The 15521-nt window shown below is 60.5% G+C and carries 16 protein-coding genes; 5 read left to right on the top strand and 11 right to left on the bottom strand.

The window, feature by feature from the left end; translation table 11 throughout:
• Positions 1-2: 2 nt before the first annotated feature.
• The 3 genes from D8670_RS21905 to D8670_RS03640 all read right to left on the bottom strand — a co-directional run bounded on the left by D8670_RS21905 (position 3) and on the right by D8670_RS03640 (position 1595).
• On the bottom strand, positions 3-350 hold the full coding sequence (locus tag D8670_RS21905; RefSeq protein ID WP_449272247.1) for a DUF7344 domain-containing protein: 348 nt from the start codon (positions 348-350) through the stop codon (positions 3-5).
• 65 nt (positions 351-415) lie between these two features.
• Positions 416-1054 carry a helix-turn-helix domain-containing protein gene (locus D8670_RS03645; RefSeq protein WP_121816737.1) on the bottom strand — a complete coding sequence of 213 codons (639 nt, stop codon included), beginning with the start codon at positions 1052-1054 and terminating at the stop codon, positions 416-418.
• 259 nt (positions 1055-1313) lie between these two features.
• Positions 1314-1595 (bottom strand): HalOD1 output domain-containing protein, encoded by a 282-nt coding sequence (locus D8670_RS03640; RefSeq protein ID WP_121816736.1) that lies wholly within the window; start codon positions 1593-1595, stop codon positions 1314-1316.
• Between the two features lie 304 nt (positions 1596-1899).
• Here D8670_RS03640 and D8670_RS20635 point away from each other — a divergent pair, with 304 nt between their 5' ends.
• Complete coding sequence (locus D8670_RS20635) at positions 1900-2451, top strand: hypothetical protein (protein WP_162994149.1); 552 nt, start codon at positions 1900-1902, stop codon at positions 2449-2451.
• A gap of 235 nt (positions 2452-2686) precedes the next feature.
• On the opposite strand, the gene D8670_RS03635 is transcribed toward D8670_RS20635, so the two are convergent.
• The 5 genes from D8670_RS03635 to D8670_RS03615 all read right to left on the bottom strand — a co-directional run bounded on the left by D8670_RS03635 (position 2687) and on the right by D8670_RS03615 (position 6887).
• A complete protein-coding gene (locus tag D8670_RS03635) occupies positions 2687-2941 on the bottom strand; it encodes a type II toxin-antitoxin system HicA family toxin (protein WP_121816735.1) in 255 nt (84 codons plus the stop codon).
• Positions 2942-2956: 15 nt separating this feature from the next.
• Entirely contained in the window at positions 2957-3205 is a 249-nt protein-coding gene (locus D8670_RS03630; protein WP_121816734.1) for a type II toxin-antitoxin system HicB family antitoxin, read from the bottom strand.
• A gap of 228 nt (positions 3206-3433) precedes the next feature.
• Complete coding sequence (locus tag D8670_RS03625; protein ID WP_121816733.1) at positions 3434-4579, bottom strand: ABC transporter ATP-binding protein; 1146 nt, start codon at positions 4577-4579, stop codon at positions 3434-3436.
• A gap of 148 nt (positions 4580-4727) precedes the next feature.
• On the bottom strand, positions 4728-5972 hold the full coding sequence (locus D8670_RS03620; protein WP_233752182.1) for an ABC transporter ATP-binding protein: 1245 nt from the start codon (positions 5970-5972) through the stop codon (positions 4728-4730).
• A 3-nt stretch (positions 5973-5975) separates the two neighbouring features.
• Positions 5976-6887, bottom strand: coding sequence for a carbohydrate ABC transporter permease (locus D8670_RS03615; protein WP_205254027.1), 912 nt, complete (start codon positions 6885-6887; stop codon positions 5976-5978).
• A 132-nt stretch (positions 6888-7019) separates the two neighbouring features.
• On the opposite strand from D8670_RS03615, the gene D8670_RS03610 reads away from it, so the two are divergent.
• Positions 7020-8255: an RNA-guided endonuclease InsQ/TnpB family protein gene (locus D8670_RS03610; RefSeq protein ID WP_121817552.1), complete on the top strand. Its 1236-nt coding sequence runs from the start codon at positions 7020-7022 to the stop codon at positions 8253-8255.
• 12 nt (positions 8256-8267) lie between these two features.
• Here the strand turns inward: D8670_RS03610 and D8670_RS03605 are convergent, their stop codons facing one another.
• Together D8670_RS03605 and D8670_RS03600 are read right to left on the bottom strand one after the other, a co-directional pair.
• Positions 8268-9188: a carbohydrate ABC transporter permease gene (locus D8670_RS03605; RefSeq protein WP_121816732.1), complete on the bottom strand. Its 921-nt coding sequence runs from the start codon at positions 9186-9188 to the stop codon at positions 8268-8270.
• Complete coding sequence (locus D8670_RS03600) at positions 9188-10507, bottom strand: ABC transporter substrate-binding protein (RefSeq protein ID WP_121816731.1); 1320 nt, start codon at positions 10505-10507, stop codon at positions 9188-9190. Before D8670_RS03600 ends, D8670_RS03605 begins: the two co-directional genes overlap by 1 nt.
• Positions 10508-10669: 162 nt before the next feature.
• Between D8670_RS03600 and D8670_RS03595 the strand changes: the two genes are divergently transcribed.
• Positions 10670-12646 (top strand): amylo-alpha-1,6-glucosidase, encoded by a 1977-nt coding sequence (locus tag D8670_RS03595; protein ID WP_121816730.1) that lies wholly within the window; start codon positions 10670-10672, stop codon positions 12644-12646.
• A gap of 117 nt (positions 12647-12763) precedes the next feature.
• On the opposite strand, the gene D8670_RS03590 is transcribed toward D8670_RS03595, so the two are convergent.
• Positions 12764-13981, bottom strand: coding sequence for an AGE family epimerase/isomerase (locus D8670_RS03590; RefSeq protein ID WP_121816729.1), 1218 nt, complete (start codon positions 13979-13981; stop codon positions 12764-12766).
• A gap of 467 nt (positions 13982-14448) precedes the next feature.
• On the opposite strand from D8670_RS03590, the gene D8670_RS03580 reads away from it, so the two are divergent.
• Positions 14449-15006 carry a DUF7342 family protein gene (locus D8670_RS03580; RefSeq protein ID WP_121816728.1) on the top strand — a complete coding sequence of 186 codons (558 nt, stop codon included), beginning with the start codon at positions 14449-14451 and terminating at the stop codon, positions 15004-15006.
• Between the two features lie 8 nt (positions 15007-15014).
• Positions 15015-15521, top strand: coding sequence for a hypothetical protein (locus D8670_RS03575; protein WP_121816727.1), 507 nt, complete (start codon positions 15015-15017; stop codon positions 15519-15521).

The following is a 15521-nucleotide window of genomic DNA, read 5'->3' as shown; positions in this document are numbered from 1 at the left end:
GTCTATGGGAGCGCAGTGGTATTCTCAGCGGTTCCCTGCATACTCTTGATTAGTTCGATAGCTGCCGGTAGTTTAGATCTAGTACTCAGTAACTTCCGGTCGAACTCATACTGTAGTACAACTGCATCGTCCAATTTCGGCAGATGTCGATGGTGGAGATCAAGGAGAATCCGCCGGTAAGATTCCTCGTCTGCTACGGAACTATCGCGTTCAGTCTGTTCGTCTGTGGCGACGTGCGTAGCTACCTCTTCAAGCGTCACCATGGTACTCTCAGTAGTTTCCAAATACTGACAAACTTTACGACGCCGTGGTTCCCTAACTGCTTCGTAGATCGGCGTTTGAGTTGCCATCAGTATAGAGAACGAACACTCGCAGCCCTATCCCCGCGGTGCGAGAATATTCTGGGATTTAAGTCCTATGCGGTGATGTCTGTCGCCTCAATCAAGGTTCGTATCCCTCGCTGGAGCCGTTCAGAAAGTGCCTGAGGGGAGACACCGACCTCTGTTGCAACGTCGGTTTGGGACGCGGTTTGCGGGATATCGAAATGTCCAGCCTCATAAGCAGTGACAAGAGCCTCTTTCTGTTTGTCGGTTAACAACGCATCAACATCATTCCGCGCTTCAGACTCACGATAAACCGTTTGAAGGCGGAAAGGCCATCCCTGCTCCAGAAAGAGCCTGTGATATTGGCCAAGCGCCTCCCGGTCAGGAAACCGCATCCGATGCGTCCAACCATCCTGAGTTCCTTCTCCGTCAAGCAGCACAAGGTTAAGGTCGCGCCAAGCCTGGAGTGTCTTTGTACCTCCCCCCTGACCAGTGGATGTGACCCGGTATAGCCGACGTGTTTTCAGTTCGGTCAGGGTTTTCGGATCGGTGACTGTCGGGTCGGCATCAAGGCCCTCCTCGAAGGCCTTGAAATCCCCTCCCTCTGCCCAGAAGATATAGTGGGCCGTCTCGTCAATATATCCTTCTTCAGGATATACAATCATCTCTGGGGCGCGTCCGAAAGCAGTTTTCAGCAGAGGGGTATCTGTCCAATACTCAACGATAAGCATACAAAATGGTAATGGGTAATAGCAGAAAAAGAGCAGGAATGGCCATATACGTGATCTTTCCTCTACTTCGCTCACTTCACGACGATCCTGAAGTCACCTATAAGATCAGGTCGGTCTCTATGTCTATAATATAATTATATTTATATTAGTGTTCCGGTAACGCCTTCACGGTAGGTACCGATTCTCGACGCTTGCTTCATTCACTCCAATTCCGAATGAGCTGAAAAGGAGAGTTGCTTATAGAACAGAGTAGTATGATCTACTCGTCAGTACGGGGCGTGACCTGAATTGCGACGGCTCCATCTCCCCACAGCGTGACCGTCACGTCGTCAGTATTGAACTGTACTGAAGTCTCAGCAGTGGATTCCTTACGAAAGAGACTATCGAGGGCGTCTGGGTCAATATCGTCGTAAAGATGGAAGTCTGCCTTTGTAATATCTTTATCAGTCTGCTTTTGGATCGTTTCGAGGACTGCTGTACTCAATTTCTTGTCTTCCCCGGGGTAATACAGGTCGTGCTCCTCCCTCTCGCTTGTACCCATATTCTTAACAACGCCCTCAATTCAGATAACCGTCTCCCCACATCTATGGTGGTCGATATCTAATTCCTCTATATGTCCCGATTTTTACCTGCTTCCTCTCCTCACTACCGTCGCGAATCAGTTGAGAAGTAGAACTGCGAACCTGCTACGGAAGTTGTATCATCAGTGGGTAATGTCGATAGAGCCGTGCTGAATACAGGGCGCAAATGCAACACAGGTCAACGCCTATTCAGAAGGTAGCCTAATCGCTCAATACAGCCAACCCAGGTAAAGACTATGTCTATCAATCATCATGGAAAAATGTATGCCCGGGACGAAATCACAGGTCATCTCCCTCGTGTTCGTTGGAATTCTGATGACCGCAGGATGTGTGACCAGTTTGACGGGCGAAGAGAGTAACGAAGCCAGGTGTGACCGTCAAACCGCTACATCCGCGGTCGGTCTCGACGTTCGGACTCCGTCCCAAAATCTCGACGAAGACGCAGCAATCGGACTGGCCAGCGACTACGAAAATGCCTACGTTGTTGCCCATCGATCGCTCCATGGTGGTGAGCTAGGTGCAAGCGTTCAAAGTTCGGACGTGAGTGAGTCTGGCGCGGGATTTCTCGTAACGCTTGAGATGGTATTCGGAGGCTCGTATACGACAGAAGGCCCACATACGGAAACCACGAGAGTCACCGCAACAAACGACACTGCAAACACAGAAATCACGACCAGTACATCCAATCGCGTCTTTGTCGATGACTTCTATACGGTATACTACTACGTCTCGGCCGCACAGATCGTGAGACATCGACAGACCACCCCGCCAGCAAACCCGAAAACGGACGGTGAAGTTCTCTACTGTGCCGGCTAAATTTGTACTCGCTACTTTGCGATCCAGTGCCAGAGAGATGGAACAAACAAGGACTCCGTGAGAGATGGATCCTCTCTATGGGCAATTAGAGATATCGGGCAAGGTTGTGAGTGAAGCAGATGATCGCAAGATTCCCTCGTGAGTGCCTGTAGCGCAATCACAGAGTGAAAAAATTCAATCTACAGCAGTATCTGAGACAGAGTCCAGTTCATAGAGACCGAAGCAAGGGACGAATTCAGCAGTTCCGCTCGATCCAGTCACAGAATTCTTGAAAATCGTTCGCACCGGCTTGGTTTGCGATAGCACGCAGTGTTCCGGTGCTCAATTCATCGTGAAGCGGTACTGGGACAGTTCGTGCATCGGAGTCATGGCCAGAAGGCGGTTCCCAGCGAAGAATTGCATGATCGCCGTTCGTTCGATCCCATTCGTAAATTCCACTATTTACCATCACCTTCATGACATCTTTGCCTGAAAACGTCTGACGTGACATCGATACGGCTTCCGCTTACTCGAAAATCTCAGAATCGTCGAGCGAGCCAGAGTCGTTAGTTTCCGTGTCGATCCCGAACTCTCGGAGTTCCTCGTCAGTCGGGTCATCGCCTTCGCCGTGATACCCTGCGAGCGCCTCGTCCAGATTCTCAAGTGCCTCGTGTCGCGTTTGTCCCTGAGACGTAACGCCCGTTTCAGTATCTGTGGCGATCCACCACTCACCCTCGTCAGTGAGCGTGATCGTGGGTTCAACGCCAGTACTCATTGTTACACTGTAATACACCATCTCGGTAAAGCGTTGGGGCGCTATAGCATGTATTGGAAGGCACGCCGTTCACTCCTCCACTTCGACGATATTCCACGTAGTGCGTGACGGCATGATCTGCGAATCGCGTTTTCTTGTCGTCGTCACGTGTAGTACCTGTCTGGAGATTTCAATAGCGCTTCGACTGCCTCGTTCGCGGACTGGCGAGAGGGGAACGCGACCAGCGTCTCAAAAGCGGACGGCCCCGGATTGCCGTTGCCCGTCTCGAACGGACCGAAGGGCGGTACCGGTGTCCGCGTCGAACAGGTGGAGTGCGTCGGGCGGTACCGTGACGGGAACGGTGTCGCCCGGGGACGGATTGACTGCCGGCGGCACGACGGCCGTCAACTCGCGGGATCCCACCTCGAGGTGGACGAAGTTATCGTTTCCTTGGTACTCAGTGACCGAGACGGACGCGTCGAAATCAGCCGACGCCGGGTCGTTCAGGCGAAGGTCCTCGGGCCGCACGCCGACGGTGACGGGGTCGCCGTCGGCGAGTGAGAGGTCCCCGGACGGTATCGACGCGAAGCGGAGCCGCCGGTCGCCGACGGAAACGTGGAAGTCGTACCGACCGTCCTCCCGAGCGGTGGTCGCCGGGAGTTGGTTCATCGCGGGGTTCCCGAGGAAGTCCGCGACGAAGCGGTCGGCGGGGTTCTCGTACACGTCTTCCGGCGGACCGAGCTGGCGAAGCACGCCGTCGTCGAGGACGGCCACCCGGTCGGCCATCGTCATCGCCTCCTTCTGGTCGTGGGTGACGTACACGGTGGTGATGTCGAGTTCCTCTTGGATCTGCTGAAGTTCAGTCCGCATTTCGGCTCGCAGCTTCGCGTCGAGGCTCGCGAGCGGCTCGTCCAGCAGGAACACGTCCGGTTCGCGGACCATGGCCCGACCGAGGGAGACTCGCTGTTTCTGCCCGCCGGAGAGTTCGGTGACGTTCCGATCGAGAAGCTCGCCGATGTCGAACATCTCGGCCATCTCCTCGACGCGGGCGTTCCGCTCAGTCTTCGAGAGATCGGTCGAATGCTTGAGACCGTACGCCATGTTCTCCCTGACGGACATCATGGTGTAGAGACCGTAGTCCTGAAACACCATCGCGATGGAGCGGTCGCTCGGCGGCGTGCCGGTCACGTCGCGCCCGTCGATGGTGATGCGGCCGTCCGAGACCGTTTCGAGCCCGGCGATCATCCGCAGGGTAGTCGTCTTGCCACAGCCTGACGGCCCGAGCAGCACCAGCAGTTCGTCCTCGACGGTCATCGAGATATCGTCGACGGCCGTCTCGGTGCCCTGTGCGTCGTCGAAGCGCTTGGTGACGTTGTCGAGGCAGAGTTCTACCATCGGGGATCACGTCCGTTTCCGTTCTGGAGTCCGCGTCCGACGCGACCACACTCGCCGTTGCGGAGTCCACCCGCTGAACGGTAGTTACGCTGGCGTTCCATCCGTGTGGGTGACACCCCGTTCGTCGTGGTTACTGTGCAGCCGCGTCTCATCGGAGCCGCCTCCCATCGGTATCGAACGCGTACACCGCGTCGCGGTCGAAGGCGATCCGGACTCGGTCACGACCCCGGAGCTCGTCGGGCACGGTCCGGGCCCGAGCGACGATCTGCTCCGCACCCGTCTCGAGTGTGAGCTCGTACGCGCGTCCGATAGGCTCGAGGACTGTCAGCGGGCACTCGTACACCGACGACACCGCATCGGGCGCGTTGTCCCCGACGAACGCCCCGGTACCGTCGACGAGATAGAGGTCCTCCGGTCGGACGCCCACCTGTGCAGCGCGATCGGGTGCCGCCGCGGCGAGTCCCGCGATGATCCCATCGTCGTTCGTGCCGGGAGCGTTCTCGCCGGCGGTGGAGACGATGTTCATCGATGGGTCCCCGAGGAAGTCGGCGATAAACGTCGAGTTCGGGTTTCGGTACACCTCTTCGGGCGTGCCGACCTGTTCGATACGTCCCTGGTTCATGATCGCGATGCGGTCGGCGATGCTCATCGCCTCCTCCTGGTCGTGGGTGACGTACACGGTGGTGATGCCGAGCCGTTGTTGGAGGTCACGCAGTTCCGAGCGCGTCCGGACCCGCAGCTTCGCGTCGAGGTTCGACAGCGGCTCGTCCATCAGGAGCACAGACGGTTCCCGGGCGATAGCGCGCGCGATGGCGACGCGCTGACGCTGACCGCCGCTCAGCGCCGCCGGCTCCTTGTCCAGCAGGTCGGCGATGTCCAGCAGGTCGGCGGTGGATTCGATGCGACTGGTCTGGTCGGCCTTCGACAGGTCGGTCTTCCGCAGCGGGAAGCGGATGTTCTCCCGGACCGTCTTGTGCGGGTACAGCGCGTAGTTCTGGAACACCATCGCCACGTCGCGGTTCTGCGGCGTGGTCTGGGAGACGTCCGTTCCACCGATGATGACCGAGCCGTCCGTGATGCTCTCGAGCCCGGCGACCATCCGCAGGGTCGTCGTCTTGCCGCAACCGGAGGGGCCGAGCAGGACGAGGAACTCGCCTTCCGCGACATCCAGCGAGATGCTGTCGACGGCGACCGTACTGTCGTACCGTTTCGTCAGTGCAGCGAGCTCCACCGTCTCGCCGCCCTGCTCGGCGGTCATCTCCTTTGCGAGTGCCGTCCCGTCGCTGTCGGCTGTCCCCCCTGCAACGGTGCGATCGCCGTCGGTCGGCGGTTCTACGGCTTCGGCGTCGGGGCTGGTCTCTTCGTCTGTGCCCGGTGAGTCTGTCTCGTGCATTAGTTATCCCTCTACGGCCCCCGCGGTCAGTCCTTCCACCATGTACTTCTCCAGGTAGAGGAACATCACGATGATGGGTAGCGTGGTGAGAAACGACGCGGCCATGATCTGGCCCCAGACGTTCGAGAAGTTGGCGTTCATCTGCTCGATCCCGATCGGGAGGGTGAGCTTGGCCTGTGACTTGAGAAACACCGACGCGAACAGGTACTCGTTCCAGGCGATCTTGAACGCGAACAGGAACGTCGCGACCAGGACGGGCAACGAGAGCGGGACGATCACCCGGAAGATGATCTCGATCCGCGAGTAGCCGTCCAGCATCGCCGCCTCTTCGATAGCTTCCGGAATACTCTCGAAGTAGTTCCAGAGCATGTACAGCGTCAGCGGCAGCGTGCTCACCGTGTAGGTGATGAGGAGGCTCAGGCGCGTATCGACGAGCCCGAGGGCAGAGATGAGCATGAACAGCGGGACGACGACTGTGATGGCGGAAAGCATGTAGACCACGACCACGCCGCGTCGGATGATCGTGTTGCCGGGGTACTCGAGGCGCGTGAAACTGTAGGCGCCGATGACCCCGATGATGAGCGAGAACAGCGCGGTGATAGACGCCACGACCGCGCTGTTCAGGAAGTAGCTGGTGAACGCGAACGTTTCGGAGCCGAACAGGACGGTGTACTGCTTCAGCGTGACCGCCTGCGGCAGCAGCGAGGGGTCGTCGACGTAGATGGCGTCGTCGGGCGAGATGCTCGTGATGAACATCACGTAAAACGGGAACAGCGACACGAGCAGCGTGAGCCCGAGGCTAATGTAGAATCCGAGGCGACGCAGTCGGCCGTCGCGACGCACCTGTTGTCGGAGTAGACGCACGCCGGTCGCGGACTCGCGGGCCGCGCTGGCGATGATGGCGATCCAGTTCATCGATGCGTTGAAACCCCCGACTTTTGTCGTGGGAGGACAGGCGTTTGCGTGACTCTACTACCACTAACGGTGGCAGGCCAACTTCTCCACCTTGTATTACTGTTTAAGTGCATAGGACGTATTGTGATGTTTATGGAGGTCCGCCGGACAATCCCTGTCAAACTCGACGTGAACGACAGCGGTGCGGACCTTCTTCGCGAGACGATTCAGCAGTTTCTCAAGGCCGCCAACTACGTTGTTGATGCCGCCTACGACGGCGAGTGGGTCGAAACCCGCAAGTCGGTGCTCCATGAGACGACGTACTCTGAGGTACGCGATCGAACCGACCTGCACAGCAACCACGTTCAGTCGGCGCGTGAGAGAGCCGTGGACGCGCTGAAAGCTACGCTCGCTAAGTGGAAGCGTGGTAAGACGGCCTCGTTGCCGACGTTCACCTCGCCGTTCGTCGAGTACAACCAGCGCAACGCAACGTTCCACGATGACCATGCGACGCTCGCGACCGTTGATGGGCGCATCACCGCCGGGTACGTGTTGCCCGACGAAGACCGCGATACGCCCCACTTGCAGTATCTTTTCTCCGCCGATTACGAGATAACCGGCGCAACGCTTCACTACCGCGAACACAGTGACGAGTTCTACCTCCACATTCGAACAAAGGCGGATGTGGATGCTCCCGACCCACGCGAGAACGGGACGGTTCTCGGTGTGGACCTCGGGGTCGAGAACATCGCCGTCACCTCGACGGGAATATTCTGGTCCGGTGACGAACTCGACCACTGGCAACGGGAGTACGAGAAGCGTCGTGCCTCGCTTCAACAGTGCGGCTCGCATGACGCCCACGAGAACATCCGGGCTGTCGGACGCACAGAGACCGGTCGCTTCAAGCAGATGCTCCATCGGATCGCAAACGAACTCGTCGCTGAAGCCGATGAACGCGGATGTTCGCACATCGCGTTCGAGGACCTGACCGACATTCGTGAGCGGATGCCAGGCGCGAAGCGGATCCACAGGTGGGCGTTTCGACGGCTCTACGAGTACGTCACGTACAAGGCCGAGCCACGCGGGATTGCCGTCGAGCAGGTAGAGCCGTCGAACACGTCGCGTCGGTGTTCGTCGTGCGGGCACACAGCTAAGAACAACCGCCCGTCGCAGGACACCTTCGAGTGCCAACGGTGTGAGTACACGAACCACGCGGACTACAATGCCGCGAAGAACGTTGGCTATCGACTCTTCCGGAACCAAACTGGAGTCGGAGGAGGCGCACCCGTAGGCGTGCGTTTGAACACCGGGATGCTGAACGCGAACGGGGTGAAACCCCTGCCTGATTTGGCTAGAGCGGGAATCCATGGTGAAAGTTCACGGTTTTAGCCGTGGGTTAGCTTACACGCTGTCCTCCCCGAACAGGGTGATGAACCCGATGACCAGCAGTATCTGTATGACGAACAGGAGCAAGGCGATCGCCGCACCGAGGCCCTGTTCGAAGTTGGCGAACGCCGTCCGGTAGGCCAGGATCGGGAGCGTCGTCACCTGTCTCGTGAGCAGCCAGATCTGCGCGAACGCGTTGAACTCCCAGATCCCGCGTAAGAGGACGATGATGGCGATAGTGCCTCGCAGCTCGGGGAGCGTGATATCCTTGAACTGCGCGATCGCGCTCGCGCCGTCGATGCGTGCGGCCTCGTACATCGATTCGGGGATGGCCTGTAGCCGTGCGACGAACAGCAGGAACGCGAACGGGAAGTTCCGCCACGCCGAGAAGACGATGACCATCGGGAGCGCCGTGCCGCTCTGTTCGAGCAAGCCGACGCGACTGCTGTAGAGGCCCAGGTCCGCGAGGAGGTTCGGGATAGCCCCCCAGAGTGGGCTGAGCATGAACTGCCAGACGAACGCCACCGCGATGATCGGGGTGACGTGTGGGAGCAGGACGAGGCCGCGGACGAGGCGTCGGCCGCGGAACTGACGGTCGAACAGCAGCGCCACCGCGAGCCCGATCACTGTCGAGAGGACCGTGCTGCCGACCGTGAACAACACGGTCGTCGAGAACGCCGACCAGAACTGCCCCGAGGTGAGGAGCTCAATGTAGTTGGAGAGGCCGACCCACTGGGGCGATTGGTTGGGGTTCAGCGGCACGTCGGTGAAACTCAGGTAGACGTTGTACGCGAGCGGGTAGAGGATGACCGCACTGATGAGTACGACTGCGGGGAGAATAAGGAGGATGCCGAGGAGCGCCTCGCGGCGCTCCACCGGACTTTCGAAGTAGCTGCTAGCCCCGGTGATGCCGTTGAGTCGTTCTCCGATAGACATTATGAGAGTGCATTACGCATTTTCTCGGCCTGTTCGTTGGCCACCGTCTCCGGGTCGTGTTCCTTGATCATGACGCGGTTGACCGCTTCCGCGACGAGCGAGTTGCTCGTCACTTGACCGAACTCGGGAAGGAGCTTGCCGTCGACGAAATCGAAGCGGTCCATGTTGCCGAGCGCCGACGAGATCTGGTCGATGGTGTCGCTCCAGGCCGAGAGGATCTCGTTGTCCCGGTAGGCCTCGCTCTCGGACGTCGACTTCAGGACGGGCATCGTTCCGCCCGGGTTCGTGTGACACCACTGGACGTACGAGTCGCCGTTCATGACGTAGTTCACGAAGTCGCGCGATATCTCCTGTTCGTCGTCCGAGTTCGCGAAGATGGCGTGGCCGAGCACCTGCCCGTAGGTGCTACGCCGTTCCTTTTCGGTGGCCGGTGCGAGACCGGTGTCCTCGACCATCTCCGGGCCTTTGTCCGACAGCAGATCCGGAAGGAGATACGAGGAGTACAGGAACATGTGCTCCTGCTCGTTCCCGTACAGGTTGCGCGTGTCCTCGAACGACACCGCGCCCGGGACGTACTGGCCCAGCTCCTGAACGTACGAGAGCGCCTCGATCATCTCGTCAGAGTCGAAGACGACGTTGGCGTCCGCGTCGAGGACCCGTGCGCCGTTCGACCGGGCGAAGGGCGTGAAGCACTGCCGAGCGTACGCGGTCACCTTCGTCCCGAAGCCGATCCCGTACGTGTCGTTGTCCGGGTCGTGGAACGTCTCCGCCGCTTCGAGGATCGCCTCCCACGTCACGGGCGGCTCGAGGCCCCGCTCCTCGAAGGCGCTTTTCCGATACCAGAGCCCCTGCACCCAAGCGTCGGCCGGGACCCCGTAGTACCCGTCGTCGCCCGCGCTCATGAACTGGAGCGGACCCTCTCGGAAGTCGTCCTCGCCGATCTCCTCGATCACCTGCGTCGCGCTCTCCGGTGACAGCGAGCCGTCGGCGCCCAACCGCTGGATCGTCTGGATTGCCAGTAGCCCCACGCTCGGGAGGGTATCGGAGGCGACTGCGCTCGAGATCTGCTCGGAGATGGAGTCGTTGTCGACGTAGCGCGTCTCCACCGTGTTTCCGCTCTCCTCCTCGTAGTTGCTGACGATACCGTTGATCGGGTCACGGAACGGGTCCCCGTTGTGGATGTTCCAGTAGTCGATCGCGTTCGTTGAACCGCCGCCGCTTCCAGTGAAGTACCCGGTGCAACCGGCGAGACCGGCGGCGGCCGCTCCCGCACCGGCCCTGAGCACGTTGCGTCGCGTCACCTGATCACGGGTTACCATGCTAGGAGGCACAAGATCGATCGTGATAAAGGTGACGGGTAACAACTACTCAGAGTTGTTGTTAACCCCAAGAGCTTAAGTTCTGGCCGTCAAAGTCGAGTCGTATGCACATCGATGCAACGGCCGGGCACCAGCTGTTGAGACGGTGCGAGGCGCGGTAATATGCCGCTAGAGACGCTTATCGATGGGTACACGCTCTTCGTGACGGCCGGGCCTGACGAGCTCGGGAGCGAGGGAGGGCTCTTTCACCGCGATACGCGCTACCTCTCGACGCTCGACGTCGACGTCGGCGGCGCGGAGCTGACACCCGTCGGTGAAACGCTGAACGCCTCGAACGCGAGGACGATCACGCTGTCGACCGTCGGTTCCGCGGTCAACGAGATCCAGGAGCAGAAGGTCGCGAAACACACCGAACTGGTCGTCTCCCGCCACCAGTCCGTTCACGAGGACGCGGGGTACGTCGAGACGGTCTCCGTTCACAATCACACGGCGACGCAGCAGACGGTCGATCTGCACGTTCGGTTCGACGCTGACTTCGCCGACCTGTTCGAGGTCCGCGGCCTTCGAAGCGGTATCGACCGTACGATCACTACGGAGGTGGGTGACGACGCGGTTACGATGTCGTACAGCTATGAGGCCGCGGACGGGCGTCCGGTTGACGTGTGCTCGTCGGTACGCTTCGGCAGCACGCCGACCGAACTATCTCCGACCGAGGCCGTGTTCACCGTCGATGTTGGTCCGCAGGGGCGGTTTGACCTCCCGCTAGCGGTCACCATCAACGGCGCGACGATCGGTCTCGAGTCGCCACCTGAACGCCCACCAGCCGTCTCCCTTCCGACGCCAGAGACGGGTGCGACGGACTACGACGCCGTGTTCGAACGCGCCGCGGCGGACTTGACCGCCCTAACGACGGAGACCGAATACGGACCTGTCCCCCTCGCCGGGACGCCGTGGTTCGCGACGCCCTTCGGACGTGACGCTCTCCTCACCGCCCACCAGACGCTCGCTGTCGCTCCGAGACTCGCCGAAGGGACGCTTCGATACTTCGCCGCTCACCGCGGCCGAGACGATGTCCCCGAACGGGAGGAAGGACCGGGGAAGGTGTTTCACGAACGACGCCACGGCGAGCTCGCAACCAGAAACCAGATCCCGCACACCCCCTACTACGGAACCGTCGACGCCACGCCGCTGTGGGTCACGCTTCTCGATCAACTCACCCGATGGCGCGGCGACGACGCGCTGGCAACGGAACTCGCAGACGCGTTAGCCGACGCCCTCGAGTGGATCTACCAGGCGAGCAGCGATACCGGCGACGACCCGTTCATATACTACGCCAATGGCAGCGGCGTCCTCGATCACAAGGCCTGGAAAGACACCGCAGACAGCATCCGATACGCCGACGGCCGTATCGCCGAGGGTCGGATCGCCGTCGCAGAGGTGCAGGGCTACGCTGCCCGGGCGCTCGAGCGCGGGGCAACGCTTCTCGATCGGCTCGAGACGGGGAGTGAACCACACACTGCCCCCGCGACGTACGCCGAGCGGGGCCGCGAGATCAAAGCGGCCTTCAACGAGGAGTTCTGGCTTCCCGACCGCGCGTTCTACGGCCTCGCCAAGGTCGGTGACGGCAGTATCGTCGACGCGGTTACGTCGAACGTGGGGCACTGCCTCTGGACGGAGACGATCCCCGAATCGCGTGCTGACGACGTCACCGAGACGCTCGTCGACGGCCCGCTCTCGTCCGGATGGGGGCTCCGTACGATGAGTCCCGACGACGCCGGGTACTCCCCGATCTCCTATCACGCCGGCGGGGTCTGGCCCCACGACACGTCGCTAGTCGCACTCGGGCTCTCCAAGTACGGCTACGCGGAGGCCGCGGAAACCTTGGCCGGCGATATCCTCGATGCAGCCACGTACTTCGAACACGACCGCCTGCCCGAACTCTACTGTGGCTTCGATGCCACTCGCGATCCGATCGAGTATCCCGCCGCGTGTACGCCGCAGGCGTGGGCTGCTGGCGCTCCGTTCGCGTTCCTGCAAGCGGCCTTCAGGCCCGTGCCGACCGAAGACGGTGTACGGGTCCGACGGTGGCCGGAACTGTTCGCCGACGGGGCAGTCGATGCGATCCGAGAGCAGTGGTAGCCGTGGCCCGGCGTCGCGGCGCGTTCATCTCGTCCGCTCCGTGTGAGCGGAAACGCTGCTTCGGGCGCTGCTGAAACTACCGCTCCCCGCCACGAACAGAGGACACCACGAGGCTGCTCACACCCGATCGCCGTCGTCCCGAACCGAGACGCGTTCGAACGACCGGATCGCCTCGACGCACGCGCCGATGGGGTGGTACCCGGGTTCGACTGCCGGCCTCGGCTCCGTCTCGTAGGGATCGTTGTCCCGCGTACATTTCTGGTACCAGTTTCGATTCGGGGCGACGAGCGCCGCCTCCGCGTACTCCCAGAAGCGGTCGTACCAGTCCGTGTACGTCTCGTCGCCGGTCCGCTCGTAGAGGGCGGCCGCAGCGCCGATCCCCTCGGCAACCGGCCAACCGTACTTGTCGTCGACGATCGGTGACCCGTCCGGGTCGACCGTGTAGTAGAAGCCGCCATACTCGGTATCCCAGCCGTGCGTAACGGCCGCGTCGAACAGCGCTCGGGCACGGGAAAGCGCCCACTCGGTGTCGGCGTACCGGTCGAGAACGGCCAGTAGTTTGGCCCACTCGACGTGATGGCCCAGCTGGTACCCCCACGGCCGGAACTGGTGGCGCGGATCGTCGCGGTTGTAGCTCATGTCGTGGTCCCAGTCGGCGGTGTAGTGCTCCCAGAGCAGGCCGTCGGTTTCCTTGGCGAGCTCGACGGTCAACGCGTGAGCGATTTCGCGGGCTCGGTCGAGATACCGCTGCTCGGTGGTCGCCTCGTACGCAGCGAGCATCGCCTCGCAGGTGTGCATGTTCGCGTTTTGCCCCCGGTAGTCGTCCGCCTTGCCCCAGTCCGCCGTGTACTGGCTTTTGCAGAGGGAGTGCTCTGGCTCCCAGAACCGGTCTACGAGTAGGTCGTACGCCCCTTCGAGGTGCTCCCGTGCGCCGTCGATCCCCAGCTCAGTCGCCTCAGCGTAGGCGAGGAGGACGAAGGCGTGACCGTAACAGACCCGCCGCCGATCAGCCGGGTTCGTGCCTTCGAGGAGCCAGTCGTAGCCGCCGACGGCAGGGTCGCGGTGTGTCTCGTGCAGGAACTCGACGCCGCGTTCCGCCATCGACAGACACCAGTCCGGTCCGTCGTGTCGGTACCCCCGGCAGAAGTTCGCCGTATAGCGGCTCGTCGCGACGAGATGCTTCGACTCGCTATCGTAGATCTCCCCGGTCTCCTCGTCGAGCTGCGCGATGAACCCCCCGTCGGCCTCGTCGACGCACGTCGGGTAGTAAAAGGAGAGGACGTCCTCGATCTCGGACCTGAGCCACGACGGATCACGGTGGACGGGGATGCCCATAGCGGATGGATTCTCGCTCTGGGATTGAGAAACTCCCGGTCACAGCTACTGCAGGAGTAGTCTGTGCGGGCGCGAGAGCGATTTCTGGCGGCGAACGACACGGGTGTCTTACGAGGCAGTACGACCTCGCCACGAGGGTTACGACTGGGTCGCGAATTGCGTCGAGGCTGGCGACAAGTTGCACTGGGACGTCGACGAGGGGACCCTCTCTGTGATGGTCGTCCGACAGTGCTACGATGTATTCGAAGATGACGACCTGAAGGTGTCGATGGGTGGTGATGGCCTCGAAACGCATGGCCTCGCCGGACACGAAGAAGATCGCGAGTTCGCGGGGACGCCTGAATGGCGGTCGCCGTCCTCGAGTCCTACGGGGCGTAGGCGGAGGTGATCGACGAGTGAGAAGGATCGTGTCTCGCATATATGCGAACCTTCAAAGGATATAATAGAGCGCGATGCTTAGGGAACGTATGACCGAACGTGGCATCGAATCGTGGACTGAAGGGTTATCTGCCCGCGAATGTGTGAGAGAGATAGCGACCACGCTTACGCAAGCACGCTCCGTCGAATGGATTAGAGAGGAAGCCGGAATCTCGTCGTGGCAAACTGCAAAGGACGAACTGGAGATGCTGGTAGAGTTCGGCCAAATACAGGCGATCGAAGGAGACGACGGAAACACGAAGTACGCACCGAACTACCAGCGTCGGTATTTCAACGAGATCGCAGAACTGATCAACGAACACACTCGGGACGAACTCCGCGAGCAGATCGCGGATATTCAGGGCGAGATCGACGAGTGGAAAGCTGAGTTCGACATCGAGTCGCGAGGCGATCTCGAGGCGACGCTCGCGGACGAGGGACTGTCCGGTGAAGACGTTCGCGACCGCAACGCAGTCCTTCGACAGTGGGAACGGTACGAGGATAACAAACGTCTGCTTCGACATGCACTCGAACTGTATGACGATGCTCGGTCCCTCCACCCGGGACGAAACGGTTCGACCGATTCGACGGTTCCGCTCTCGGAGTAAGTCCGTCGATGATCTTTCTCGCAAACCGGGCGAATCTCGATAGGCGAACGCTGTTCAGGCGTCTCCACAAGCGTCTTCAGACGCAAGTCGACGCCGAAAACGCTCCGATCGAGCAAGTCTGGTACGAAATGTCGTCAGGCAACAAGATCGGCGTCCACGCTACGGTCAACGTATCAGCGTTCCTCGACGGGCCCTATCCGATAGACGTAGCTGAGCTTCAGGTGTCATTCGACTTTCCGTCGAATCGAGAGTACGATTACTACACGATCCAGTGGGTCGAGGCCGAGCGAGAGCTAATGGTCGGTTGGCATCAAGACCAGACCCATCCTGACCTCGGCGAGTGTCACTTCCAGGTCGACTATCAGGGGGAGACTGTCCAACGGGATGAAGCGAACTTCCTCGATACACACCCACTGAACGTCTTCGACCAGCGAACCGATCAGTTGGTGGATATCCTCGATTCGGTCTCGTGGGAGGACGGAACTCCGTTCGTACCGAAACGAGCAGTGCATTGA

This window comes from Halostella limicola (genome assembly GCF_003675875.1).
Taxonomy (GTDB): domain Archaea; phylum Halobacteriota; class Halobacteria; order Halobacteriales; family Natronoarchaeaceae; genus Halostella; species Halostella limicola.
The sequence above is the reverse complement of the archived record's forward strand: the minus strand, read 5'-3'. Positions and strand labels throughout refer to the sequence as shown.

Excerpts from the sequence above, each read along its gene's own strand:
- D8670_RS03645 (WP_121816737.1), bottom strand. The coding sequence starts at position 1,054 with ATGCTTATCGTTGAGTATTGGACAGATACCCCTCTGCTGAAAACTGCT.
- D8670_RS03580 (WP_121816728.1), top strand. The coding sequence starts at position 14,449 with ATGACCGAACGTGGCATCGAATCGTGGACTGAAGGGTTATCTGCCCGC.
- D8670_RS03600 (WP_121816731.1), bottom strand. The coding sequence starts at position 10,507 with ATGGTAACCCGTGATCAGGTGACGCGACGCAACGTGCTCAGGGCCGGT.
- D8670_RS20635 (WP_162994149.1), top strand. The coding sequence starts at position 1,900 with ATGCCCGGGACGAAATCACAGGTCATCTCCCTCGTGTTCGTTGGAATT.
- D8670_RS03595 (WP_121816730.1), top strand. The coding sequence starts at position 10,670 with ATGCCGCTAGAGACGCTTATCGATGGGTACACGCTCTTCGTGACGGCC.
- D8670_RS03590 (WP_121816729.1), bottom strand. The coding sequence starts at position 13,981 with ATGGGCATCCCCGTCCACCGTGATCCGTCGTGGCTCAGGTCCGAGATC.
- D8670_RS03625 (WP_121816733.1), bottom strand. The coding sequence starts at position 4,579 with ATGGTAGAACTCTGCCTCGACAACGTCACCAAGCGCTTCGACGACGCA.
- D8670_RS03620 (WP_233752182.1), bottom strand. The coding sequence starts at position 5,972 with ATGCACGAGACAGACTCACCGGGCACAGACGAAGAGACCAGCCCCGAC.
- D8670_RS03610 (WP_121817552.1), top strand. The coding sequence starts at position 7,020 with ATGGAGGTCCGCCGGACAATCCCTGTCAAACTCGACGTGAACGACAGC.
- D8670_RS03615 (WP_205254027.1), bottom strand. The coding sequence starts at position 6,887 with ATGAACTGGATCGCCATCATCGCCAGCGCGGCCCGCGAGTCCGCGACC.
- D8670_RS03640 (WP_121816736.1), bottom strand. The coding sequence starts at position 1,595 with ATGGGTACAAGCGAGAGGGAGGAGCACGACCTGTATTACCCCGGGGAA.
- D8670_RS03605 (WP_121816732.1), bottom strand. The coding sequence starts at position 9,188 with ATGTCTATCGGAGAACGACTCAACGGCATCACCGGGGCTAGCAGCTAC.
- D8670_RS03630 (WP_121816734.1), bottom strand. The coding sequence starts at position 3,205 with ATGAGTACTGGCGTTGAACCCACGATCACGCTCACTGACGAGGGTGAG.
- D8670_RS21905 (WP_449272247.1), bottom strand. The coding sequence starts at position 350 with ATGGCAACTCAAACGCCGATCTACGAAGCAGTTAGGGAACCACGGCGT.
- D8670_RS03635 (WP_121816735.1), bottom strand. The coding sequence starts at position 2,941 with ATGTCACGTCAGACGTTTTCAGGCAAAGATGTCATGAAGGTGATGGTA.
- D8670_RS03575 (WP_121816727.1), top strand. The coding sequence starts at position 15,015 with ATGATCTTTCTCGCAAACCGGGCGAATCTCGATAGGCGAACGCTGTTC.